At 67.8% G+C, this 23,642-nt stretch carries 24 protein-coding genes; 13 read left to right on the top strand and 11 right to left on the bottom strand.

Annotated elements, in window-relative coordinates:
• Positions 1-11: 11 nt before the first annotated feature.
• The 3 genes from sepH to SK854_RS15370 all read right to left on the bottom strand — a co-directional run bounded on the left by sepH (position 12) and on the right by SK854_RS15370 (position 2,853).
• Positions 12-953, bottom strand: coding sequence for a septation protein SepH (sepH, locus tag SK854_RS15380; protein ID WP_319975773.1), 942 nt, complete (start codon positions 951-953; stop codon positions 12-14).
• 101 nt (positions 954-1,054) lie between these two features.
• Positions 1,055-2,197, bottom strand: a complete 1,143-nt coding sequence (locus SK854_RS15375; RefSeq protein WP_319975772.1) for a sensor histidine kinase — start codon at positions 2,195-2,197, stop codon at positions 1,055-1,057.
• A complete protein-coding gene (locus tag SK854_RS15370) occupies positions 2,194-2,853 on the bottom strand; it encodes a response regulator transcription factor (RefSeq protein ID WP_319975771.1) in 660 nt (219 codons plus the stop codon). The genes SK854_RS15375 and SK854_RS15370 overlap by 4 nt, the downstream gene beginning before the upstream one ends.
• Before the next feature lie 89 nt (positions 2,854-2,942).
• On the opposite strand from SK854_RS15370, the gene SK854_RS15365 reads away from it, so the two are divergent.
• The 4 genes from SK854_RS15365 to SK854_RS15350 are packed head-to-tail and all read left to right on the top strand — an operon-like array spanning position 2,943 to position 6,284.
• Entirely contained in the window at positions 2,943-3,446 is a 504-nt protein-coding gene (locus tag SK854_RS15365) for a hypothetical protein (protein WP_319975770.1), read from the top strand.
• A gap of 8 nt (positions 3,447-3,454) precedes the next feature.
• Complete coding sequence (locus SK854_RS15360) at positions 3,455-4,495, top strand: peptidoglycan-binding protein (RefSeq protein WP_319975769.1); 1,041 nt, start codon at positions 3,455-3,457, stop codon at positions 4,493-4,495.
• Positions 4,492-5,142 (top strand): ABC transporter ATP-binding protein, encoded by a 651-nt coding sequence (locus SK854_RS15355; protein WP_319975768.1) that lies wholly within the window; start codon positions 4,492-4,494, stop codon positions 5,140-5,142. Before SK854_RS15360 ends, SK854_RS15355 begins: the two co-directional genes overlap by 4 nt.
• A 29-nt stretch (positions 5,143-5,171) precedes the next feature.
• The gene (locus tag SK854_RS15350) at positions 5,172-6,284 is read left to right on the top strand and encodes an ABC transporter permease (RefSeq protein WP_319976112.1); all 1,113 of its coding nucleotides are present in this window, start codon (positions 5,172-5,174) and stop codon (positions 6,282-6,284) included.
• Positions 6,285-6,343: 59 nt separating this feature from the next.
• Here the strand turns inward: SK854_RS15350 and serC are convergent, their stop codons facing one another.
• The 5 genes from serC to SK854_RS15325 form a co-directional block, all read right to left on the bottom strand.
• The gene (gene serC / locus SK854_RS15345; protein ID WP_319975767.1) at positions 6,344-7,471 is read right to left on the bottom strand and encodes a phosphoserine transaminase; all 1,128 of its coding nucleotides are present in this window, start codon (positions 7,469-7,471) and stop codon (positions 6,344-6,346) included.
• A gap of 112 nt (positions 7,472-7,583) precedes the next feature.
• Positions 7,584-8,186 (bottom strand): response regulator transcription factor, encoded by a 603-nt coding sequence (locus SK854_RS15340; RefSeq protein ID WP_319975766.1) that lies wholly within the window; start codon positions 8,184-8,186, stop codon positions 7,584-7,586.
• Positions 8,183-9,238 carry a sensor histidine kinase gene (locus SK854_RS15335; protein ID WP_319975765.1) on the bottom strand — a complete coding sequence of 352 codons (1,056 nt, stop codon included), beginning with the start codon at positions 9,236-9,238 and terminating at the stop codon, positions 8,183-8,185. The genes SK854_RS15340 and SK854_RS15335 overlap by 4 nt, the downstream gene beginning before the upstream one ends.
• Positions 9,217-10,017, bottom strand: coding sequence for an ABC transporter permease (locus SK854_RS15330; RefSeq protein ID WP_319975764.1), 801 nt, complete (start codon positions 10,015-10,017; stop codon positions 9,217-9,219). Before SK854_RS15330 ends, SK854_RS15335 begins: the two co-directional genes overlap by 22 nt.
• Entirely contained in the window at positions 10,014-10,838 is an 825-nt protein-coding gene (locus SK854_RS15325) for an ABC transporter ATP-binding protein (protein WP_319975763.1), read from the bottom strand. The genes SK854_RS15330 and SK854_RS15325 overlap by 4 nt, the downstream gene beginning before the upstream one ends.
• Positions 10,839-10,982: 144 nt before the next feature.
• Between SK854_RS15325 and SK854_RS15320 the strand changes: the two genes are divergently transcribed.
• The 8 genes from SK854_RS15320 (at position 10,983) to SK854_RS15285 (ending at position 19,898) form a co-directional block, all read left to right on the top strand.
• A complete protein-coding gene (locus tag SK854_RS15320; RefSeq protein ID WP_319975762.1) occupies positions 10,983-11,582 on the top strand; it encodes an urease subunit gamma in 600 nt (199 codons plus the stop codon).
• On the top strand, positions 11,579-13,261 hold the full coding sequence (locus SK854_RS15315; protein WP_319975761.1) for an urease subunit alpha: 1,683 nt from the start codon (positions 11,579-11,581) through the stop codon (positions 13,259-13,261). Before SK854_RS15320 ends, SK854_RS15315 begins: the two co-directional genes overlap by 4 nt.
• Positions 13,258-13,869 (top strand): urease accessory protein UreF, encoded by a 612-nt coding sequence (locus SK854_RS15310; protein WP_319976111.1) that lies wholly within the window; start codon positions 13,258-13,260, stop codon positions 13,867-13,869. Before SK854_RS15315 ends, SK854_RS15310 begins: the two co-directional genes overlap by 4 nt.
• Positions 13,859-14,494 (top strand): urease accessory protein UreG, encoded by a 636-nt coding sequence (gene ureG, locus SK854_RS15305; RefSeq protein WP_319975760.1) that lies wholly within the window; start codon positions 13,859-13,861, stop codon positions 14,492-14,494. The genes SK854_RS15310 and ureG overlap by 11 nt, the downstream gene beginning before the upstream one ends.
• A 10-nt stretch (positions 14,495-14,504) precedes the next feature.
• On the top strand, positions 14,505-15,206 hold the full coding sequence (locus SK854_RS15300; RefSeq protein ID WP_319975759.1) for an urease accessory protein UreD: 702 nt from the start codon (positions 14,505-14,507) through the stop codon (positions 15,204-15,206).
• A gap of 156 nt (positions 15,207-15,362) precedes the next feature.
• Entirely contained in the window at positions 15,363-16,019 is a 657-nt protein-coding gene (gene pdxH, locus SK854_RS15295) for a pyridoxamine 5'-phosphate oxidase (protein ID WP_319975758.1), read from the top strand.
• A 622-nt stretch (positions 16,020-16,641) separates the two neighbouring features.
• The gene (gene asnB / locus SK854_RS15290) at positions 16,642-18,576 is read left to right on the top strand and encodes an asparagine synthase (glutamine-hydrolyzing) (protein WP_319975757.1); all 1,935 of its coding nucleotides are present in this window, start codon (positions 16,642-16,644) and stop codon (positions 18,574-18,576) included.
• A gap of 59 nt (positions 18,577-18,635) precedes the next feature.
• Positions 18,636-19,898, top strand: coding sequence for an MFS transporter (locus SK854_RS15285; protein ID WP_319975756.1), 1,263 nt, complete (start codon positions 18,636-18,638; stop codon positions 19,896-19,898).
• Here the strand turns inward: SK854_RS15285 and SK854_RS15280 are convergent.
• Positions 19,882-20,676: a hypothetical protein gene (locus tag SK854_RS15280; RefSeq protein WP_319975755.1), complete on the bottom strand. Its 795-nt coding sequence runs from the start codon at positions 20,674-20,676 to the stop codon at positions 19,882-19,884. The two genes, SK854_RS15285 and SK854_RS15280, sit on opposite strands and share 17 nt — an antisense overlap.
• A gap of 80 nt (positions 20,677-20,756) precedes the next feature.
• Here SK854_RS15280 and SK854_RS15275 point away from each other — a divergent pair, with 80 nt between their 5' ends.
• Positions 20,757-22,151 carry an APC family permease gene (locus tag SK854_RS15275; protein WP_319975754.1) on the top strand — a complete coding sequence of 465 codons (1,395 nt, stop codon included), beginning with the start codon at positions 20,757-20,759 and terminating at the stop codon, positions 22,149-22,151.
• Here SK854_RS15275 and SK854_RS15270 read toward each other — a convergent pair whose 3' ends face one another.
• Both SK854_RS15270 and SK854_RS15265 read right to left on the bottom strand, forming a co-directional pair.
• Entirely contained in the window at positions 22,152-22,868 is a 717-nt protein-coding gene (locus SK854_RS15270) for an AAA family ATPase (protein ID WP_319975753.1), read from the bottom strand.
• Positions 22,865-23,641, bottom strand: a complete 777-nt coding sequence (locus SK854_RS15265; protein ID WP_319975752.1) for an MBL fold metallo-hydrolase — start codon at positions 23,639-23,641, stop codon at positions 22,865-22,867. The genes SK854_RS15270 and SK854_RS15265 overlap by 4 nt, the downstream gene beginning before the upstream one ends.
• Position 23,642: the final 1 nt, after the last annotated feature.

Here is a 23,642-nt window from a genome sequence, read left to right as displayed (position 1 = left end):
CAGCGTCTCACTCAGCGGTTCGACCGCACGCCCAGTAAAACGTCTTCCCACGAAGGAACGATGGGGTGGTTCTTCTTCCCCCGCTTCGGAGGAGGGTCCTTGCGCACCGGCTTCTCCGCCGCGGGCTCCTGCTCCGTCTTCACCGGTGGTGCGGGCGGGGCAGGCGCGGGCTCCGGCTCAGGCAGCTTCTCCTGAGCCGGCTTCTCGGCCACGACAGGTGCCGCCACGGGGGCGGGCGCCTGAGCGGGAACCGGCACGGGTGCCGGCTCCTCGGCAACGGGCGCGGGGGCCGCCGGAAGGACCGGGGTCGTTTCCAGGGCCTGCCGTGCCAGTTGCGTCACCGGACGCACCGTGCGCAGCGTGCGGTTCGGGTTCGGGTCCATCAGGTCGACCGCGGCGTCGTCCAGAGCCGTCACCGTGCCGCCCTGCGCACCGGGGTGGAACGCCCAGTGCGCGCGGTTCTCCGAGCGACCGGTCTTCCACTGCAGCTGCACGATCCAGCGGTTGTCGTCGCCGCGCCACGCGTCCCACTTGGTGTCGGACAGGTCGTGGCCACGCAGACCGAACGAGTGCGCGACGACCTCACCGAGCGTCTGCACGTCCGGGCCGTCCTCACGGACCGGGTGCGCGCGCTGAGCCAGGTCGGCCGTGCGCGAACGCTCCAGCAGAACGGGGTAGGCGAAGCGCTCGATGCGGTGCGTGGGCATGCCGGCGGCGGCCGCGACCTGCTCGATCGACTCGCCGGCGCGGATGCGGGCCTGGATCTCGCGAGGCCGCATGAGGGCCTCGCCCGATTCGATCTGCATCTGGCCGAGGCGCGCGAGATCACCGCGCAGGGCTGCCCGAAGGCGCTCGTCTGCGGGGAGCGTGAAGCGCTCGCCGCGGTTTTCGGGGTCCTCGAGAATGACGGACTTGCCGTCCTCGTCGAGCCCGATGACTCGCAGCGCTCGCATCGTGGCCTCCCTGAATTCGCACCTCGCCAGCAGACAACGTTAGGACAACGAGCCGTCACTGCGTGGGAGACTCGCCGATATCTCTACGTGATCTTGCCAGTTCACGAGGCCTGTCGCACGCCCGTTTCCGGAAGATTCACCTGGACCACGAGACCGCCTCCCCCGTTCGGGCGAGCCTTGGCCGACCCCTGATGAGCCTTCGCGACGGACTGCACGATCGACAGGCCGAGGCCGGATCCGGCGGTCCCGGTGCGGTCGCGGAGCCGGCGGAACGGCTCGAACAATCCGGGTACTGCCTGGGCAGGCACGGTGGGACCGGTGTTGGTGACGATCAGTTCTTGATCAAGCCGCACGGACACGGAGCCGCCCGGCTTGTTGTAGAGCACCGCGTTGCGCAACAGGTTGCCGACGAGCTGGGCAAGTAGGACCGGATCGCCGTCCACCAGATACCTGCGAGTCCGAACCTCAAACGTGACTTTTTTCTCCGAGGCCAGCGCGGCGCACGACTCCACTTCGTCGTCGATGACCTCGTCCAGCCACACCAGCTCACGCGTGGCGAGCCCGCGGTCACTGCGAGCGAGCAGCAACAGCCCGTCGATGAGCTTCTCGCTTCGCTCGTTGGTGTCGAGCAGATGCGCTCCGAGACGGCGGATCTCGTCCGACGCGCCGGGGTCGCCCAACGCCACCTCGATCAACGTCCGCTGCACGGCCAGCGGCGTGCGCAGCTCGTGCGAGGCGTTCGCGACGAACCGCTTCTGGCTGTCGAACGACGACGCGAGCCGGTCGAGCATCCCGTCGAACGTGTCCGCGAGCTCCTTCAGCTCGTCCGGCGGCCCGTCCAGCTCGATGCGCTGGTCCAGCCGCTCGGCCTCCAGCCGGTGCGCGGTCGTGGTGATCGAGTGCAACGGCGCCAGCACCCGTCCGGCCACGACCCAGCCGAGCCAGACGGCGATCACCGCGGCCACCAGCAGCGCGATGATCGACTGCCACAGGACCGTGCTCATCGTGCTGGCTTTGATCTGCGCGCCGGTGAACACCGCGGTGTCGGTCGGAAGCTCGCCCGCCGCGACCGCCGTGTAGCCGGAGTACGGGTCGACCAGCTCCGCCGGCACCGTCCTGGCCATCGCCACGCCGTCGCCCGGCGTCCACTCGGCGAGCAGCCAGTAGTTGAGCCCGATCAGCGCGATGCCCGCGATCAGGAACACCCCGGCGTACCAGGCCGTCAGCCTGGTCCGGAGCGTCATGAGCCGAACCGGTAGCCGGCGCCGGGCACGGTCTGGATGACCTGCGGCGCGCCCAGCTTGCGGCGCAGCGTCATCACCGCCACCCGCACGGCGTTCGTGAACGGGTCCGCGTGCTCGTCCCAGGCCTTCTCCAGCAGCTCCTCGGGACTCACCACGTTGCCCTCCGCTCGCATCAGCACCTCCAGCACGGCGAACTCCTTGGGAGACAAAGGCAGGAACGCCCCGTCACGCGACGCCTGGTGCCGCGGCAGGTCCAGCGTCACGCCGGCCCGTTCGAGCACCGGCGGCAGGGCCGGCCGAGCCCGGCGGCCCAGCGCCTGCACTCGGGCCACCAGCTCGGCGAACGCGAACGGCTTGGTCAGGTAGTCGTCGGCGCCGAGCCCGAGCCCGGCCACCCGATCGTCCACTTCGGCCGCCGCCGTCAGCATCAGCACCCGCGCCTCGCCGCCGGTCGCGTGCACCGCCTTGCACACCTCGTCACCGTGCACGAGGGGCAGATCGCGGTCGAGCACCACGACGTCGTACGCGTGCACCCCTACCCGTTCCAACGCCGCTTCGCCGTCGTAACAGACGTCGACCGCCATCGAGAACCTGCGCAACCCCTCGGCGATCGTGTCCGCGAGCAACTGTTCGTCCTCGACCACCAGCACACGCATGACACCTATTTTCCGCGCAACGGGCATAAGCGCCGGATAAGGCCTTTCGCTTAACGCCCCCGAATGACGCTCTCCGTAGACCTGTCCCCATGAAATCCACCATCGCAGTGTTGCTGGGCCTGCTCCTGGCGCTCACCGCCTGCGGGTCGAAGGACCAGGCGGCGGACGGCAAGAAGGACGAGAAGGGAGACATGATCGCGTTCGCCAAGTGCATGCGGGAGAACGGCGTGAACATGCCGGACCCGAAGGACGACGGCAGCGGCGGCGTGATGATCGAGGCCATGCCCGCCGACGGAGGGGGCGAGGGCGGAGCTCCGGACATGGAGAAGATGAACGCCGCCAACGAGGCCTGCAAGAAGCACCTCCCCAACGGTGGCGAGGTCAAGCCGCCGTCGCCTGAGCAGCAGGACAAGATGCGCCAGGACGCGAAGTGCATGCGGGACAAGGGTTACGACTGGCCCGACCCGAACTTCGACGGCGGAGGCACCACCGAGGTGCAGGAACTGCCCGACATGTCCGACGACAAGGTCAAGCAGGACATGAAGGACTGCGGCATGGGCGAGGGCATGGTCTCCGTGAGGCCCGTCGGATGAAGCGCGGAGTGAACAGGAAGGTCGTCGTCGCCGCACTCGTCGTGGCGGTGGTGCTCGGCACCGGCGGGGTCGTGGTCCTCACCAGAATCGCGTCCAACCAGGCCAACGCCGCCCCGCTGCAGAACGATCCGGCGAAGACCGCGCAGGTCAAGAAGACCAACCTCGCCGACCAGCAGTCGATGACGGGCCAGCTGGGCTTCGGCGCGGAACGAGCTCTGGCCAGCCGGAAAAGCGGCACCGTCACCGGCCTGCCGAAACCGGGCGAAGTCATCGAGCAGGGCAAACCGGTGTTCCACTCGGACGCCAAGCCCGTGCCGCTGTTCTACAGCCAGATGCCGCTCTACCGCGATCTCGAAGCGGGCATGTCGAACGGACCCGACGTCAAGGTGGTGGAGGAGAACCTCGCCGCACTCGGGTTCAAGGACTTCGGCGCCCCCGACGAGAAGTTCACGTACTACACGGCCACCGCGCTGAAGAAGTGGCAGAAGGCCAACGGCCTGGAGCAGACCGGAAAGCTCGGCGCCGGTGACGTGATCGTCCAACCAGGAGCGATCCGCGTCTCGTCGCTGACCGCCCCGCTCGGCGCACCGGCCGGCGGCGACCTGATGAAGGTCACCGGCACCGAACGCGCGGTGACCGTCGAGCTGGAGCAGTCCAAGCAGCGCCTCGCCAAGCAGGGCGAGAAGGTCGAGCTGTCGGTCAGCGGCGGCAAGCCCACCACGGGCACGATCACCGGCATCAGCCGCACCACCGGCGATCCGAACCAGGGCTCGAAGCCGAAGATCGTGCTGACGATCTCCGTCGACGACCCGAAGGCCGTGGAGGGCATCGAGTCCGGCAGCGTCACCGCGCTGTTCACGGTGTCCAAGAAGCAGAACGTGCTCGCGGTCCCGATCGGCGCGTTGCTCGCGTTGAACGAGGGCGGCTACGGCGTGGTCGCCGAGGACGGCAAGACCATCCCGGTCACCGTCGGCATCTTCGCCAAGGGCCAGGTCGAGGTGCAGGGCGAGGGCCTGCGCGAGGGCATGAAGGTGGTGACCACGGAGTGATCACCGTCGACCACGCGAGCCGGACGTATCCCGGCGGTGTGCAGGCGTTGCGCGACGTCTCCCTGACCGTCGGGGGCGGGGAGATGCTCGCGATCGTGGGACCGTCCGGCTCGGGCAAGTCGACGCTGCTGCACCTGATGGGCACGCTCGACAAGCCCACCTCGGGCACGGTCGAGATCGACGGCAACGACATCTCCACCTTGTCGGACAACGCTTTGTCGGCACTGCGGGCGCGCACGATCGGGTTCGTGTTCCAGCAGTTCTTCCTCACCGACGGCTTGTCCGCGATCGAGAACGTGGCCTCCGGCCTGGTCTACGCCGGTGTGCCGCGTTCGAAGAGACGGGCCATGGCGATGTCCGCTTTGGACAGAGTCGGCCTGATCCACCGCGCGCTGCACAAGCCGCACGAGCTGTCCGGTGGTGAACGCCAGCGGGTCGCGATCGCCAGGGCCGTGGTGAACACGCCGGGGATCCTGCTGGCCGACGAGCCGACCGGGAACCTGGACACGAAGAACGGCGCGGGTGTGCTGGAGTTGCTGGAGAGCCTCAACTCCGACGGCACGACGATCGTGATGATCACGCACGACCGGGACATCGCGGCGTGGGCGCCGCGCCGCGTCGAAGTGCGCGACGGGGTGATCGTGTGATCGACCTCCTCCGCCTCGGGTTCTTCGGGATGCGGACCCGTCCGATCCGCGCGATCCTCTCCGCGCTGGGCATCGCGATCGGCATCGCCGCCGTCGTCGCGGTCGTCGGCATCCCCGCCTCCAGCGCGGCGGCTCTCAAGGAGAAGATGTCCAAGCTGGGCACCAACCTCCTGACCGCGGCGCCCGGCCAGGACTACTTCGGCCAGGACGCGAAGCTGCCGGAGACGGCGGTGCCGATGGCCAAGCGGATCGGCGCGGTGTCGGCCGCCAGTGCCACCGGCAAGATCTCCGCGAGCGTCCGCAAGAACGACCTCGTGCCGACGAGCGACACGCTCGGGTTGCAGGTGCAGGCGGCGGAGAAGGACCTGCTCAAGGTGCTGGGCGCCGAGGTCCGTGCGGGCCGGTGGCTGTCGTCGGGGGAGAAGGCGGTGGTGCTCGGGGGCACCGCGGCCTCGCGTCTGGGCATCGAGAAGCCCGGTGTGCAGCTGTGGATCGACGGCCAGTGGTTCACCGTCGTCGGCATCCTCGGGCCGCTGCCGCTCGCACCGGAGATCGACAGGTCCGCGCTGATCGGCTGGGACGCGGCCAAGGAGGCGTTCGGGTTCGAGGGCAACGCGAACACGGTCTACGTGCGCACGTCCCCTGACCAGGTCGACAACGTCCGCAACCTGCTCGGCCCGACGTTGAACCCGCAGAAGTCCAACGAGGTCAAGGTTTCCCGGCCGTCCGAGGCGCTCGAAGCGCAGCAGCTGGCCGAGAGTTCCTACAACGCGCTGTTCCTGGGCTTGGGCGGAGTCGCGTTGTTGGTGGGTGGCGTCGGCGTGGCGAACACGATGGTGATCTCGGTGCTGGAACGGCGCAGGGAGATCGGTCTGCGGCGGGCGCTCGGGGCGACCCGGCGGCAGATCCGGTGGCAGTTCCTCACCGAGTCGGTGTTGTTGTCCGGTCTTGGCGGACTGGTCGGCGTGATCGTGGGAATCGCGGTCACGGCCGGATATTCGATCAGTCAGCAATGGCCTGCGGCACTGCCGTGGCCGGCCCTGCTCGGGGGAGTGGGTTCGGCGATCCTCATCGGCGCCATCGCCGGCGTCTATCCCGCGGTGCGGGCGGCACGTCAGTCGCCCACGGAAGCACTCGCCTGAAAAGCCCTGGGGTGCACCGAGAACTCATCGGTGCACCCCAGGCCGCTACCTCAAGAACTTCAGAGCTGGCCGACGACCCAGTCGATCGCCTGCGTCAGGATCGTGACGTCGTTCGGCTCGATGGCCGGGAACATCGCGACGCGCAGCTGGTTCTTGCCGAGCTTGCGGTACGGCTCGACATCGACGATGCCGTTGGCGCGCAGCACCTTCGCGACCACGGCCGCGTCCACGTCGTCGGTGAAGTTGATCGTGCCGACGACCTGTGAGCGGTCAGCGGCCTTCTCGACGTACGGCGTGGTGTACGCGGTCTTCTCGGCCCAGGAGTACAGGCGGTCCGAGGAGTCCTTGGTGCGTGCGACGGACCAGTCGAGGCCGCCGTTGCCGTTGATCCAGTCGATCTGGTGCGCCAGCAGGAAGAGCGTGGCGACCGACGGCGTGTTGTACGTCTGGTCCTTGGTGGAGTTGTCGAGCGCGGTCGGCAGCGACAGGAACTCCGGCACCCAGCGGTCCTTGAGCTCGTCGACGCGGGCCAGCGCGGCGGGCGACATCAGCGCGAGCCACAGGCCGCCGTCCGAGGCGAACGACTTCTGCGGCGCGAAGTAGTAGACGTCGAAGTCCTCGGCCTTGACCGGCAGGCCACCGGCAGCGGACGTCGCGTCGATCGCGATGAGCGCGTCGCCGGAGCCCTCGATGCGGGTGACGGGCATCGCGACACCGGTCGAGGTCTCGTTCTGCGCCCAGCCGACCAGGTCGGCGCCCTCGGCGTAGAAGAGCTCGGGCGTGGTGCCCGGCTCGGCCTTGGTGACCAGCGAGTCCTTCAGGAACGGCGCGGTCTGCGTGACCTTCGCGAACTTGGAGGAGAACTCACCGTTGGTGAAGTGCTGCGCGGTCTCGCGGACCAGGCCGAACGACGCCGCGTCCCAGAACGCCGTGGTGCCACCGTTGCCGAGCACGACCTCGTAGCCGTCCGGCAGCTGGAACAGGTCGCGCAGTCCGGAGCGGACGCGGCCGACGAGGTTCTTGACGGGCTTCTGCCGGTGGGACGTGCCGAGCAGTGCCGCACCCTCGGAAGCGAGAGCCGCGACGGCCTCGGGACGCACCTTGGACGGTCCACAGCCGAAGCGGCCGTCAGACGGCTTGAGCTCGGCGGGAAGCACCAACGAGGTCGGATCGGCGGTCTGGGTCATGTGGTCACGCCTCCGGGGCGATTGACGAGCTTCAGGGACCTGACCGGCGCCGTTGCCGGAGCTCACAGTGTTGCAGGCCGGTGGCCGGGAGGTGACAGCCGGGTGTCCTGGGTCACTGCAGCATGCCGCGATCCATCGCCGTCGTCACCGCCGCGGTGCGGTCCGACACCCCGAGCTTGTTGAACACCCGCAACAGGTGAGTCTTCACGGTCGCCTCGGAGATGAACAACGTCCTTCCGATCTCGGCGTTGGACATCCCCTTGGCCACCAACTTCAGCACCTCGGCCTCGCGCGCCGATAGAGGCGGGGTGCGCACCTGCCCGACGACCTTCGCGACCATCGACGGAGCCAGCACGGTCTCGCCGCGCGCCGCCGCGCGGATCGCCGCGATGAGGTCTTCGGTCGTCGAGTCCTTGAGCAGGTACCCGGACGCACCGGCCTCGACCGCGCGAAGAATGTCCGAATCGGTCTCGTACGTCGTGAGGACCAGGACGCGCGGTCCGGTTCCGACGATCTTCGCGGTAGCGGCCACACCGTCCATTTCGGGCATTCGCAGGTCCATCAGCACGACGTCCGGCTTGAGCAGGGCGGCCTGAGTGATCGCCTCCTGGCCCGAACCCGCGTCGCCGACGACCTCCAGATCGTCCGCGACGAGCATGCCCTTCAAGCCCTGACGCACCACGGGATGGTCGTCCACCAGCAGAATCCTGATCACAGCGGTACCTCCACCAGCACGGACGCCCCGTCGTCGCTCGACAGCGAGAGCGTCCCACCCACCTGTTCCAGCCGTGCGCGCATGCCCCGCAGGCCGAAGCCCTCCGGTGCGTCGCCGAACCCGCGGCCGTCGTCGCGCACCTCCAGCGAGACGCCGTCCTCGTCGAACCTCATCACCACGTCGACCCGTGATGCCCCGGAGTGCCGTGCCACGTTGGTCAGCGCCTCCTGGACAGTCCGCAGCAGCACCACCTCGGCCGAGGTCTGCAGCCCCACCGGATCGCCGATGACCCGGAATGAGGACTCCAGCTCCACGCCGTTCACCAGCCGCCGCAGCGCGTCCTCCAGCGACGAACCGTCCAAAGGAGACGGTGAGTTGGACGCGACGAGCGCCCGTGCCTCGCGGAGGTTCTCCCGCGCGGTCCGCAACGCCAGTTCGACGTTCGGCTGCGCGCCCTGCAGCAGCGTGATGATCGACGTGAAGCCCTGCGCCAGCGTGTCGTGGATCTCGCCTGCCCAGCGAGCCCGTTCGGCCTCGATGGTGAGCGCCTCGATCCGGTTGAGCAGCTCGGCGCGCTGCCTGCTCTGCTCGGACATGCGGCTGATCGCCCAGCCGAACGCCTGGGAGAAGGCGATGATCAGCAGTGCGGCCGGCCACGGCAGCGCCGGAACCGCACCCGCGGCCCAGGTCAGGATCTGCGGCGTGAACACGAACAGCGCCATCGGCCAGAACGCCCACGCGACCGGCAGGACCATGTAGATCTGCGGGACCAGGCCGAACAGGGCGAAGGTCGCGTTGCCGCTGAACCAGACCGCGGGGGCGAACGTGGCGAGCGATCCGGCCGCGTAGATCAAGCCGTGCCAGTCGTCGTCGCCGCGGCTGACCAGCTTCTTGCCGTAGAGCAGGAACCACACGCCGTTCAAGCACAACAACCCCGCCGCCGTCAGGCGGTCGGCGAGGGTGTTGTTGTCGATCAGGATCAGCACGAGAGCGGTGGCCTGGGTGATCGCGAAGAGCACGTACCAGGTGATCAGCGACTGGTGTTGCTCCACTTGAAAGTCCTGCTGACGAGAACCAGGCCCACGATCGTCCACGCCCCGAGCACCAGCGCGATCTTGCCGAGCTCCCATGATCCCGCCGCCTCCATGACCGCGTAGTCGTCGTTCAGTGCGAACACCGAGCGGAAACCCTGACACACCCACTTGAGCGGGAAGAGCGAACCCACGGTGCGCAGCGACTCGGGCAGCGCCATCTGCATGATGAACACGCCGCTGAGGAACTGCAGCACGATGTACGGCAGGTTCAGCACGCCCGCGGCGTTCCGAGTGGACTTCGCGATCGTGCTCAGCGCCACGCCGATCAACGAGCACGAGATGACGCCGAGCGTGAAGACCCACCCGAAAGTCAGCCACTTCTGGGCGGTCGAGGGGAGCTCCACGTCGAACCGCAGCACGGCGACGATCATCAGCAGCACGGCCTCGAACAGGCTCGACACGAAGACCAGGACGATCTTGCCGATGAAGTAGGACGTGAACGGCATCGGCGTGCCGCGCAGGCGCTTGAGCGTGCCGTCCTCGCGGTCGGCCACGACGCTCATGCCCAGTCCGACGAACGACGTCGAGATGATGCCGGCGCCGATCATGCTGGCCGCGAACATCTGCGCGGCGGCGGGCTCCCGGACGTAGACGGTGCCGAGCAGCAGCATCAGGATCGCGGGCAGCGACACCGTGAAGATGAGGTTTTCCTTCTGCCGGAAGAACTCCCGCAGCTCGGTCGCACCCCTCGCGAGACCGAGCGACAGGGTTCCGGGCAGAGCCACCGCGGTGGTCATTTGATCAGCTCCAGGTAGACGTCTTCCAGCGACGGGCGGGTGACGGTGAGTTCGGCGAGCTCGCCGTCGCGGGACAGCTCGGCGATCGCCTTGGTGGGCTCGGAGGTCTTGATCTCCGTGTAGCCGCGGTCGGACATCCAGCGCACGGTCGCGTCGGCGTGCGCACGGCCACCGAGCGTCTGCGGCGTGCCCTCGGCGACGATCTTGCCTCCGGCGAGCACGGCGACGCGGTCGGCGAGCGCCTCGGCTTCGTCGAGGTAGTGCGTGGTCAGCAGGATCGTGGTGCCCTCGGCGGCCAGCAGCTTGATCAGGCTCCAGAACCGGCGGCGCGCCTCGGGGTCGAAGCCGGTGGTCGGCTCGTCCAGGAACACGAGCTCGGGGCGGCCGATGATGCCGAGCGCCACGTCGAGCCGGCGCCGCTGACCACCGGACAACGTGCCGCCGCGGGACTTGGCCTTCTCGGTGAGCCCGACGAGGTCGATGACCTCGTCCGGGTCACGAGGGTCGCCGTAGTACTTGGCGTAGTGGTGGACGGCTTCGCGGACCGTCAACGTCGCGGCGTCCGTCGCGCTCTGCAGGACGATACCGAGCTTCGAACGCCATTCCCGGCCGCCCTTGGCCGGGTCGACGCCCAGCACGCTGACCTCACCGGCGTCGCGGTCGCGGTGCCCCTCCAGGATCTCGACGCTGGTGGTCTTGCCGGCGCCGTTCGGGCCGAGGACCGCGAACACCTCGCCCCGTGCGACGTCGAGGTCCACCCCTGCCACCGCCTGGTGGCCCTTGTAGGCCTTCCGCAGGCCCCTCACTCGGATCGCGTTCATGTCGTGAATCCTGCGTTTTCCAGGGTGTCTGGCGGGACGACCGCACCGCTGACCCCGGCTGTCAACCGGTCGGTGGACACGCGGTCGTGTTTCGGCCGTGTTTCCACTCCGCGATAGCCCGCTTTCGCGTGTTAGAACAGCCGGGTGCATCTGACGCCGCATGAACGGGACAAGCTCCTCGTGCACGTCGCCGCTGACGTGGCGCGGCGGAGGCTCGAACGCGGGGTGCTGCTCAACTACCCCGAGGCCATCGCGTTGATCACCGACCACGTGCTGGAGGGTGCGCGGGACGGCCGCACGGTCAGCGAGCTCATGGAGAGCGGGCGGACCGTGCTCGCGCCGGAGCAGGTCATGCGCGGTGTGCCGGAGATGATCGACTCGGTGCAGGCGGAGGCGACCTTCCCGGACGGCACCAAGCTCGTCACCGTGCACCACCCGATCGCGCCTTCCGCAGGTCCGGCGCCGGGCGAGGTGATCGTCGGCTCCGAGCCCGTCGAGCTCAACCCAGGACGGCCGCGCGTGACGATGGTCGTCGTGAACGTCGCCGACCGGCCGGTCCAGGTCGGGTCGCACTTCCACTTCGCCTCGGTCAACACGGGGCTGTCGTTCGACCGCGAGGCCGCGTTCGGCTACCGCCTGGACATCCCGGCGGGCACGGCCGTGCGCTTCGAGCCAGGGGTCGAGCGCGAGGTCACGCTGGTTCCGCTGGCGGGACTGAGGATCGTCAGGGGGCTGCAGCGATGATCGACCGCGAGCGTTACGCCGAGCTGCTCGGGCCGACGGTCGGCGACCGGATCCGGCTCGCCGACACCGACCTGTTCATCGAGGTCACCGAGGACCGATCGCGCGGCGCCGGCTCCGGCGACGAGGTGATCTTCGGTGGCGGCAAGGTGATCCGCGAGTCGATGGGACAGGGCGTCGCGACCCGTGCCGAGGGCGCTCCCGACCTGGTCATCACCGGTGCGGTGATCCTCGACCACTGGGGTGTCGTCAAGGCCGACGTCGGCGTGCGGGACGGGCGGATCGTCGCGATCGGCAAGGCCGGCAACCCGGACACGATGGACGGTGTCCACCCGTCGCTGGTCATCGGGCCGTCGACGGAGATCCTGTCCGGCAACGGGAAGATCCTGACCGCGGGCGGCATCGACTGCCACGTCCACTTCATCTGCCCGCAGATCGTGGACGAGGCGCTGTCGTCCGGGCTGACCACGTTGATCGGCGGCGGCACCGGTCCCGCGGAGGGCACGAAGGCCACCACCGTCACGCCCGGCGCCTGGTACCTCGACCGGATGCTGACGTCGATGGACCACATGCCGATCAACGTTCTGTTGCTGGGCAAGGGGAACACGGTCTCGGTCGAAGGCCTGCGCGAACAGCTCGTGGGTGGAGCCGGTGGGTTCAAGCTGCACGAGGACTGGGGCACGACGCCCGCCGCGATCGACGCTTGCCTCCGGGTGGCGGACGAGTCGGGTGTGCAGGTCGCGATCCACACGGACACGTTGAACGAGGCCGGGTTCCTGGAGTCCACGGTGGACGCCATCGGGGGCCGGTCGATCAACGCCTACCACTCGGAGGGTGCCGGTGGCGGGCACGCGCCGGACATCATCCGCGTGGTGTCCCTGCCGAACGTGCTGCCGTCGTCCACCAATCCGACGCGGCCGCACACCGTCAACACGCTCGAAGAACACCTCGACATGCTGATGGTCTGCCACCACCTCAACCCGTCCGTGCCGGAGGACCTGGCGTTCGCCGAGTCGCGCATCAGGCCGACCACGATCGCGGCCGAGGACGTGCTGCACGACCTGGGCGCGATCTCGATGATCTCGTCGGACTCGCAGGCGATGGGCCGCGTCGGCGAGGTGATCATCCGGACCTGGCAGACCGCGCACGTGATGTCGTCGCGTCGTTCGCTGGACTCGAACCTGCGGGCTCAGAGGTACGTCGCCAAGTACACGATCAACCCCGCCGTGGCGCACGGGATCGCGTCCGAGGTCGGGTCGGTCGAGGTCGGCAAGCTGGCCGACCTGGTGCTGTGGGAGCCCAAGTTCTTCGGCGTGCGGCCATCGGTGGTGGTGAAGGGCGGGTTCATCGCGTGGGGTGCGATGGGTGACGCGAACGCCTCGATCCCGACGCCGCAGCCGGTGTGGGCGCGGCCGATGTTCGGAGCCACGGCCGGCGCGGCTTCCTCGGTGTTCTTCGTTGCGCCGGAGGCGATCGAGGCGGGGATCGGCGAGAGGTACTCGCGGCGGGTGTTGCCGGTGGAGTCGACTCGTTCGGTGACCAAGGCCGACATGGTGCTGAACGACGCGATGCCGGACGTCCAGGTCGATCCGGACAGCTTCGCCGTGCACGTCGACGGTGAGCTGGTCGAGCCCTCGCCGGTCGCGGAACTGCCGATGGCACAACGGTATTTCCTGTTCTGATGCTGACCGCGCTGATCCTCGCCGACTCCCGGTTCCCCGGTGGCGGCCACGTGCACTCCGGCGGGCTGGAGGAGGCTGCCGCGCGCGGGCTGGTCGTCGACGAGCCTTCGCTGCGGTCATTTCTGCACGGGCGGTTGCTGGGTGCCGGGCTGCTGGCCGCTGGGTTCGCGGCTGCCGCGGCCCGTGGTGAGGACCTTGCGATGCTGGACGCGGAACTGGACGCCCGCACGCCTTCGCCTGCCCAGCGTGCTGCTTCGCGGGCACAGGGGCGGGGGATGCTCCGGGCGGCTCGGCGGGCCTGGCCCTCTGCTCGGCTGGAGGCGTTGCCGCGCGATCCGCACCAGCCGCTGGTGATCGGGGTGGTGGTCGGTGAGCCTTTTGAGGCTGCGCTGACCTGCGCTTATCTTGCCGTCAGCGGGCCGGCTTCCGCGGCTGTCCGGCTGCTCGGGCTGGATCCGTTCGGGGTCAACGCGATCGTGGCTTCGCTTGCGGTGGAAGACGTTGCTTCGCGGGCGTGCAAGGAACTGCCCGCGCTGGGTTCGCCTGCCTTGGATCTGCTGGCCGAGGCACATGATCGACGTGAAGGGGTGCGTCTCTTTGGGAGCTAACCACGGGCCCGACCCGCATGATCACCACCACGGAGCCGCGCGGCGCATCGGCATCGGTGGGCCGGTGGGCAGCGGTAAGACGGCGCTGACCGCGGCTTTGTGCCGCGCATTGGGTTCTCAGTTGGAACTCGCGGTCGTCACCAATGACATCTACACGACCGAGGACGCGGATTTTCTGCGGCGGGCCGGGGTGCTGGACCCGTCACGTATTGAGGCTGTGCAGACGGGGTGTTGTCCGCACACGGCGATTCGCGACGACATCACCGCGAACCTCGACGCGGTGGAGCGGTTGGAGCATCGGTATTCGTCGTTGGACCTGGTGATCATCGAGAGCGGTGGCGACAACCTGACCGCGGTGTTCTCGCGCGGGCTGGTCGACGCGCAGATCTTCGTGGTGGACGTGGCCGGCGGGGACAAGGTGCCGCGCAAGGGCGGGCCTGGAGTGACCACCGCGGACCTGCTGGTCATCAACAAGATCGATCTGGCGCCGTACGTGGGCGCCGACATGGACGTGATGATCTCCGACGCGCACCGGATGCGCGGGGAGTTGCCGGTCATCGCGCAGTCGCTGGTCGAGACGCCCGATGCGCCCGAGGTCGCGAAGTGGGTGCTGGCCCAGCTGTGAAGGCGGTTCTGTGAAGGCAGCGGCACGGCTGGTGGTCACCTTGGACTCGCACGGCAACAGCGTCGTGCGAGTGCTGCGGTCGATGACACCGTTGACATTGGTGCCGCACCGGCGGGTGGGGCCGGTTGCCTTGGTGCACCTGGTTTCTTCGGTCACCGCGCCGTTGGGCGGCGATTCGTTGTCCCTGACCGTCGAAGTCGGTCCTGGAGCCTCGCTTGAGCTTCGAGGTGTTGCGGCGACCCTGTTGCTGCCCGGTTCGTCCGGCGCGGCCTCTTCGTCGGTCGTGCGGTTCTTGGTCGAGGGAACCGTGTCCTACCTGCCGGAACCGACCGTCGTGACGAGCCGTGCGCGTCACACCGCGGTGGTGGAGGCCGAATTGGACGGTCACGCACAGTTGCGAACCCGCGAGGTCCTGGTGCTCGGCCGGGCCGACGAGAAGCCGGGCACGTTGTCCTCGACGATGCGCGCAACCCGTTGTGGCACGCCGTTGTTGCACCAGCAACTGGTCGTGGGTGATCCCGCGGCCGACGCCTCGTCCGCCGGGCTGGCGGGCAAGCGGGTCGTCGGCACCGAGGTGGTGCTGGACTCGGCGGTGCGCGGTTCGGACGGCGGGGAGTGGTGGAGCGTCGTTCCGTTGGCAGCAGGCGGAACTCTTGCCACCGCACTGGGTGATGACGTGGTCACCGTCACACGCGTGCTCGATGCCGTCTGATTCGATCACGAGCTCGATCCAGAACTGTTCTTTGCACGGACAGTCACCGTTCAGGTGGTGGTCATCACCGCGCAGGCGGTTTCGGGATCCGTTCGCCGTGCGTATGGTCGCGGGTCCAGGGACCACGAGTTCTGCCCGCCGCTTGGAGGTTCGCCGATGACGGAGACCACGAACATCGCACTACCGGCGATGCGCGTGTCCTACGAGCAGGGCTCGCTCAGCGAGTCGGAGCTTGCCGCCACCTGGCACGAACAGCTCCAGCTGTGGCTGGACGACGCGACCAACGCCGGTCTTGCCGAGCCCAACGCGATGGTGCTCGCCACGACCGACGTGAAGGGCCGCCCTTCGTCGCGGACCGTGTTGGCGAAGGGGTTGGATTCGCGTGGTCTCGTGTTCTTCACGAACTACACGTCCAACAAGTCGCACGATCTGATGGCTACTCGCTACGCGTCGGCCACCTTCCCGTGGTTCGCGATGCAGCGGCAGGCTCACGTGCGTGGGGTTGTGGAGAAGGTCGGGCCCGTGGAGACCGCTGAGTACTGGAACTCGCGGCCGCGGGGGTCGCAGATCGGGGCCTGGGCTTCGCCTCAGTCCCGGGTTGTGACCGGGCGGTCCACTTTGGATTCTGCTCTTCACAAGATCGAGCGGCAGTTCGCCGACACCGAGAAGATTCCTGTGCCGCCGCATTGGGGTGGGTGGCGGATTCGGCCTGAAGAGGTCGAGTTCTGGCAGGGGCGGCGGGATCGGATGCATGACCGGTTGCGGTTCCGGGATGGTCGGGACGGGTGGAGCTTGGAGCGGGTTGCTCCGTAGGGGTTTGCCGGATCAGGGCTTCGCCGGATCAGGGCTTTTGCGGATGGGGTGTCTCCTGTGGGCGGGAGGCGCCCCTTTTGCTGTCTGCTGATCTTGTCGGGGGTGCTGAGCAGGTTGAGTTGTAGGGGTTCCCGGATCGGGGGGACGCCTGCGTCAGCGTGGTCACCTTGCGGGCGGCGGGTCGCCTTGGGTGCTTTCCCTGGGGGCTCTGCCCCCAGACCCCCGGCAATCTGATCGGGGGGTCCGCGCCACGGGCGGGTTGATGGCACGCCTGTTGCTTTGGGCGGCTGCCTGTTGCTTTGAGGGTTGCGTTGGCGGTGGGTCCCGTCACGAGTCGCACCAGGAGCGGGCCACACCTGAGGGGTGAGGTCAAGTCGACGAAAAGCGTGTCGACTTGACCTCACCCCTCAGGTGCAGCAGGAGCTGTGGTGCGACTCGTGACGGGACCCACCGCCGGGCCCGCTCGGTAGGACGGCTCGCCTTCGGCTTCGCGGGCGAGTGGGGGTGCTGTGGGGCGGAACCTGACCGGTGAGTCAGGCGTCCTCAGGCTGCGGAGAATGTCCGATCCCGGCTTCGGCATACTGGGATTTCAGCAACAGCTAGCTACGAGGTGCGATTTCACGTGTGCGGAGTGCTCGGACTCATCTGTTCCACCGAAGCAGCTGCGGTCTCCGCGCGTGCCTCTGTGGCCGCAGCGCTGCGCTGCCAGCGGCACCGTGGGCCCGACGAGCAGGACACCTGGGCTGATGCTGAGGTCGTCTACGGGTTCAACCGGCTTGGTTTCATCGATCTTGAGCACTCGCACCAGCCGCTGGTGTGGGGGCCGCCGGAGAACCCGACGCGGTACACGTTGAACTTCAACGGCGAGATCTACAACTACAAGGAGCTTCGTTCGGAGCTCATGCGGAAGTTCGGGGCCCAGTTCAAGACCAAGGGTGATGGTGAGGCCATCGTCGCTGGTTATCACTACCTCGGTGCTGACTGGGTCAAGATGTTGCGCGGCATGTTCGCGTTCATGATCTGGGACGCGCAGGAGCGGGTGGTTTTCGGCGCTCGCGATCCGTTCGGGATCAAGCCGTTGTACTGGGCCGCTGGGCCTGGCGGGGTCGGGTTCTCGTCCGAGAAGAAGAGCTTGCTGCAGCTGACCGGGGTTCTCGGCATCAGTCAGGAGCTGGACCAGACGGCGTTGCAGCACTACCTGGTGTTGCAGTACGTGCCGGAGCCCGAGTCGTTGCACAAGGCGATTCGGCGGGTTGAGTCCGGGACGTCGTTCAAGGTGTCGCCGGGTGGGCAGGTGCTGTTCAACCGGTACTTCAAGCCCGTGTTCAACCCCCGGCCGGTCAACGGGGCGCACGAGGCTGAGGCGCTGTACGAGCGCATTGCCGACGTGATGCGCGACTCGGTGTCCAAGCACATGATTTCTGACCCGGACGTCACGGTCGGTGCGTTCCTGTCCGGCGGTATCGACTCCACGGCTACTGCGACGTTGGCGAAGCTGCACAACCCGAACCTCATCGCGTTCACCAGCGGGTTTGATCGTGACGGGTACTCGGAGGTCGATGTTGCCGCTGAGACTGCGGCGGCCATCGGGGTGCGGCACGTGGTGAGGACCGTGTCGGCCGACGAGATGATGGAGGAGCTGCCTCTCATCCTCTGGTACCTCGACGACCCGGTGGCGGACCCGGCGTTGGTGCCGTTGTACTTCATCGCGAAGGAAGCGCGTAAGTACGTGAAGGCCGTGCTGTCCGGTGAGGGTGCGGACGAGCTGTTCGGTGGGTACGTGATCTATCACGAGCCGCTGTCGTTGGCGCCGTTCGAGAAGGTGCCTGGTGGCGTTCGGAAGTTGATGGGCGCTGTGTCGAAGTCCATTCCGGAGGGTGTGCGCGGCAAGGATCTGTTGCGGCGTGGGGCGCTTCGGCTGGAGGACAGGTACTACGGCAACGCGCGCAACTTCAGTGATGCGCAGGTGCGTGCGGTGTTCCCCGGCTATGTCGAGGGGATTGGCTTCAAGGACGTCACGGCGCCTTGGTACCGCGAGTCGGAGGACTGGGATCCCGTTGCGCGCATGCAGCACATCGACCTCTACACGTGGTTGCGCGGCGACATCCTGGTCAAGGCCGACAAGGTGACCATGGCGAACTCGATCGAGCTGCGCGTGCCGTTCCTCGATCCTGAGGTGTTCCGGGTCGCGTCCGAGGTGCCGCTCGACCAGAAGCTGACTGAAGGCACGACCAAGTTCGCGCTGCGCAAGGCGTTGGCGAAGATCATTCCGGCGCACGTGCTCAACCGGCCCAAGCTCGGGTTCCCGGTGCCGATCCGGCACTGGTTGCGGGCCGAGATGTACGACTGGGCCCGCGGGATCATCAACGACTCGCAGACCGGGCACCTGCTCGACAAGAACGCGGTGCTGGACCTGCTCGCCGAGCACAAGTCCGAGCAGTTCGACCGGAGCCGGCAGCTGTGGTCCGTGCTGTGCTTCATGATCTGGCACGGGATCTTCGTCGAAGGGCGGATCAGCCCGAAGGTGCCGGAGCCGGTGTACCCGGTCCGCCTCTGACGAGTGGTGTTGGCGACACAATCACATGAAGCGCTTGTTAGTTGCCATAGGCTAACCAAGTGGCCACTGTGGGGAGAAGCGCGCGCTCGACGTTCGTGATCGACACTCGTCCGTTGAAGATCGTCGCGTATCGCCGGTTGTGGCTCTCCACGATCGTGACGGCGGTGGGCTCCCAGCTCACCGCCGTTGCTGTGCCCAAGCAGGTCTACGACCTCACCGGCTCGTCCGCGTGGGTGGGTATCGCCGCTGGTGTCGCGCTTGTTCCGCTGCTGGTCTTCGGGCTGTGGGGCGGCGCGATCGCGGACACGGTCGACCGTCGCAAGCTGTTGCTCGTCACGAACATCGGCATCGCCGTCTCGTCGGTGCTGCTGTGGGCGCAGGCCGCGATGAACATCGGCTCGGTGTGGCTGGTGATCGCGTTGCTCGGCCTGCAGCAGGTGTTCTTCGCGGCCAACGCGCCGGCGCGACAGGCCTCCATCGCCCGGCTCGTGCCGGCGGAGCTGCTGCCGTCGGCCGGTGCGCTCGGGTCGACCGTCATGCAGTTCGGCGCGGTCCTCGGGCCGTTGCTCGCGGGTGCGTTCATGCCGATCGTCGGGCTTTCGACGTTGTACCTGGTGGACGCCATCGCGCTCGTCGTGACGGTCTACGCGGTGTGGAAGCTGCCCGCGATGCCGCCGCTGGACGGGGTGGTGCGGCGCGCCGGGCTGCGGGACGTGCTGGCCGGCTTCACGTACCTGTGGGCGCAGAAGGTGCTGATGGCGAGCATGCTGCTGGACATCATCGCGATGGTGTTCGGCATGCCGCGGGCGCTGTTCCCGGAGATGGCCCAGCACACGTTCGGCGACCCGGCCGGTGGTGGGTTCGCGCTCGGCGTGCTGTTCGCGGCGATTCCGGTCGGTGCGGTGATCTGCGGGCTCACGTCCGGGTGGATCTCGAACGTCAGTCGCCACGGGGTCGCGCTGACGCTCGCTGTGGTCGGCTGGGGCCTGGCGATCATGGGCTTCGGTCTTGCCGGGTCGATCTGGGTCGCGGCGGGATTCCTGGCGCTGGCGGGCGCGGCGGACATGGTGTCGATGGCGTTCCGCGGCGCGATCCTGCAGTCGGCCGCGACGGACGAGATGCGCGGACGGATGCAGGGCGTCTTCATCGTCGTCGTCGCGGGTGGGCCGCGCATCGCGGACCTGTTGCACGGCACGGGTGGCGCCGCGTTCGGCACGGCCGCGGCGGTGTCGGTCGGTGGACTGCTGGTGGTCGTGGCGTCCGTCGCGATGGTGGCGCTGCTGCCGGCGATCTGGCGCTACCGCGTCAGTTCCGCGAGCTGATCTCGGCCGGGTTCGGCTCGCTGATCTTCACCTCGCCGCCCCAGTCCGAGAAGCGGGCCTCGTCGACGATCTGCGCGCCCTGGAACTGGGTGACGAACGTGATGCGCACCGGCAGGCCGTTCTCGTCCAGTTCGATCTCACCGGTGGAGCCGGGGACCTTCTGGTCGAGGGCGAGCTTGACCTCGGCGCGCAGGGCCTCGTCCTTCAGGGTGTCGTAGGCCTTCTGGTAGTCGACGGCGATCGAGTAGCGCGTGTGGCCGTTGATCTCCGCGGTCAGCTTGAGCTCGCCGCCCGCCTCCATCACCGGCAGGTGGTACGTCGTGAAGGCGGCCTGCTGGTAGACGACGTCGTGGAAGCCGAGCACCGTCGTGGTGAAGTCGTCGTCCGCTTTGCGGTCCAGCTTCACCCAGGGCTTGTCGGCGGGCAGGCCGAAGACGGTGGCGGGCAGCTTCACGAACGCGGTGTCCTTCGTCGTCGAGAGCAGCCTCAGTTCGACCGCCTCGCCGTCGGTCTGCACGGGACGGGTGGTGGTCGCGTCCATGCTCGGGACCTCGCCGCCCAGCCGGATCGACCCGCTGGACGGGGCCCGCACGCCGCCTCCCGTCGGGGGTGGCGTGATGCTGAAGCGGTAGGTCCCCTTCTCGTTGATCGACTTGGTCACCGCGGCGATGATGCTCTTCACGTCGCGGTGCTGGGAGTTGTTCTCGGCAGGTGTCGGGGACGAGCAGGCGGTCAGCGTCACGGCGGCGACGATCGCGAGTTTCAGTCGAACTCCCATGCGGGAATTGTTACACCAATTGGGTGAGGTAGGCGTCCGTTCATGCTGGTGGCCAGGCACAACGGGCAGAATCTTCGGGCATGGCTGAAGCGACTCCACAAACGGAGCAACCAGAGCTACATCGGGCAATCGGCCCGAAGCTGCTGCTGTTCTTCGTCGTCGGCGACATCCTCGGGACCGGCATCTACGCCCTCACCGGCAACGTGGCAGGCAAGATCGGCGGCGCTCTCTGGCTGCCCTTCCTGCTCGCGTTCGTGGTGGCGTTCCTGACCGCGTTCAGCTACCTCGAACTCGTCGGCAAGTACCCCAGAGCCGCCGGCGCCGCGCTGTACACGAACAAGGCGTTCGGGATCCACTTCCTGACGTTCATGGTCGCGTTCGCGGTCATGTGCTCCGGCATCACGTCGGCGTCGTCGGCGGCCCTGGCGTTCGGCCGCACGTACCTGCGGCAGCTGCTGGTGGAGTTCTTCGACGTCGCGCTCAGTCCGGAGTCGCTGGCGATCACCGGTATCGCGATCGTCTTCATCGCGGCGCTGGCGATCATCAACTTCCGCGGAGTGTCCGAGTCGGTCAAGGCCAACGTGGTGCTGACCTGCATCGAGCTGTCCGGTCTGGTGATCATCATCCTGATCGGCGCGTGGGCCGTCATCAACGGCGACGGAGACCCCGGCAGGCTCACCGACATCCACGTCCCGTCCGGCAGCAACGTGGTGCTCGCGGTCACCTCGGCCACGGCACTCGCGTTCTTCGCGATGGTCGGCTTCGAGGACTCGGTCAACATGGCCGAGGAGTGCCGCAACCCGGTCAAGATCTTCCCGCGCGCGATGCTGTGGGGCATGGGCATCGCGGCCCTGATCTACGTGCTCGTCGCGATCACGTCGTCGCTGCTGATCCCGTCCGACGAGCTCGCGAAGGCAGGCAGCAGCGCGTTGCTGAAGGTCGTCACCGTCGGCGCGCCCGGCTTCCCGCTGTGGATCTTCGCGTTGATCGGTCTGCTGGCCGTCATCAACTCGGCCCTGATCAACATGCTGATGGCGTCGCGTCTGCTGTACGGCATGGCGAACGAGAAGATCATCCCGAAGTTCTTCGGCGCCGTGCACCCGTTCCGCCGCACGCCGTGGATCTCGATCGTCTTCACGACCGGCGTCGCGGTGATCCTCGTGTCGACCGCGGACATCGGCAAGCTCGGCGGCACGACGTCGTTGCTGCTGCTGATCGTCTTCACCATCGTCAACGTCGCGTGCCTCGTGCTGCGCCGGGAGCCTTCCGAGCACAAGCACTTCCGGGCGCCCACGTGGGCGCCGGTGCTCGGCGCGATCACGTGTGCGTACCTCGCGATCCCGTGGACGTCCGGACGTCCGGCGGACGACTACAAGATCGCGGGCTGGCTGTTGCTGGCCGGTCTGGTGCTGTGGGGCATCAACCGCGTGCTGCACGGCAAGGTGGAGACCCACCCGGAGAAACTCGGCAAGTAGCTACTCCAGCAGGTGCTTCAGGAACCGGTCCGGTTCACCCAGGAAGTTGCGGGTGAGCCGGACCGGTTCCGCTGTGTCGTAGTCGATTTCGTCGATCGTGTCGGTGATCTCCAGGATCGTGGAGTTCGGTGCCGCGAGCAGGATCGGCGAGTGCGTGGCGATGATGAACTGCGAACCTTCTTCGACGAGTTCGTGCATGCGCCTCAGGACCGTGAGGCAGCCCTTGACGGACAGCGCGGCCTCCGGCTCGTCCAGCACGTAGAGGCCTTTGCTGCCGAACCGGTGCGTCATCAGGTCGATGAAGCTCTCGCCGTGTGAACGCTCGTGCAACGACTTTCCGCCGTACGACGCGTGAATCCCCTGGCCGATCCGGTCGATCTCGGTGGCGACGTTGTAGAACGACTCGGCGCGCAGGAAGAACCCCGTGCGGGGCTTTCTGGTGCCCCAGCTCAGGATCAGGTAGTCGCCCAGTGACGACTCGGTCGCCTTCGTCGCGAAGCGGAACGACTGGGTGCCGCCCTCGGCGTTGAAGCCGGCTGCCACCGCGATCGCCTCGACCAGGGTGGACTTGCCCGAGCCGTTGTCCCCGGTCAGGAACGTGATGGGGCGCTTGAGCTCCAGCGGGTGCCTGATCAGGTGCCCGACGACCGGGAGCGTGAACGGGTAGCGGTGCGTGTCGTCGACCTGGTCGAGGCGGATGCGGTGGATGAACGTCACGCCAGGCGCGCCAGTTCGACCGGGTCGTGCGCGCAGAACACCTCGACCTCGCCCTGCGCCTTGAGTTCCCTCAGGCGTTCCACATTGGACAGACGCTGCTCGCGGATCGTCTCGGTCTGCTTGGCGGTGAGCTTGAGCGCGAAGATGTTGCTGGGCGGCGTCTCGACCTCGCCGCGGTAGAAGTACGCGTCGCCGGCGTGCAGCAGCCAGCCGTTGTCGCCCTTCACGGCGATGCCCGTGTGGCCGCGGGTGTGGCCGATCAGCGGCACCATCAGGACGTCCTCCGGCAGGCCCGGGATCGCGCTGACGGCCTCGAAACCGAACCAGTCCTCGCCCTCGGCCTTGTGCGTCTCGAACGTGACGCCCTCGCGCTGCGCCTTCGGGTACCGGGCCCGTTCTTTGGTGCCCTTGGGGTTCGTCGCGGCTTCCAGTTCCGCGTCCAGCACGTGCACGGTGGCCTTGGGGAAGTCGCGCAGCCCGCCCGCGTGGTCCAGGTCGAGGTGGGTCAGCAGGACGTGCCGCACGTCGTCGGCCGTGTAGCCGCGCCGCTCGATCTGACTGATCGCCGTCTCGGTGATGTCGAGCGCCGGCTTGAGCAGCTTGCGGCTCAGCGGGTCGATCGTCGCCTTCGGGTCGCTCACCTCGTGCGTGCCGAAGCCCGTGTCGACGAGGGTCAGGCCCTGGTCGGTCTCGATCAGCAGGCAGTGGGCCACGATCCCGCCCGCGACCAGGGGCGGCCTCATCGTGGCGCAGTTGAGGTGATGAACCTTCATG

The organism is Lentzea sokolovensis, assembly GCF_033949975.1.
GTDB lineage: Bacteria > Actinomycetota > Actinomycetes > Mycobacteriales > Pseudonocardiaceae > Lentzea > Lentzea sokolovensis.
This window is presented reverse-complemented; position numbering and strand designations above follow the sequence as displayed.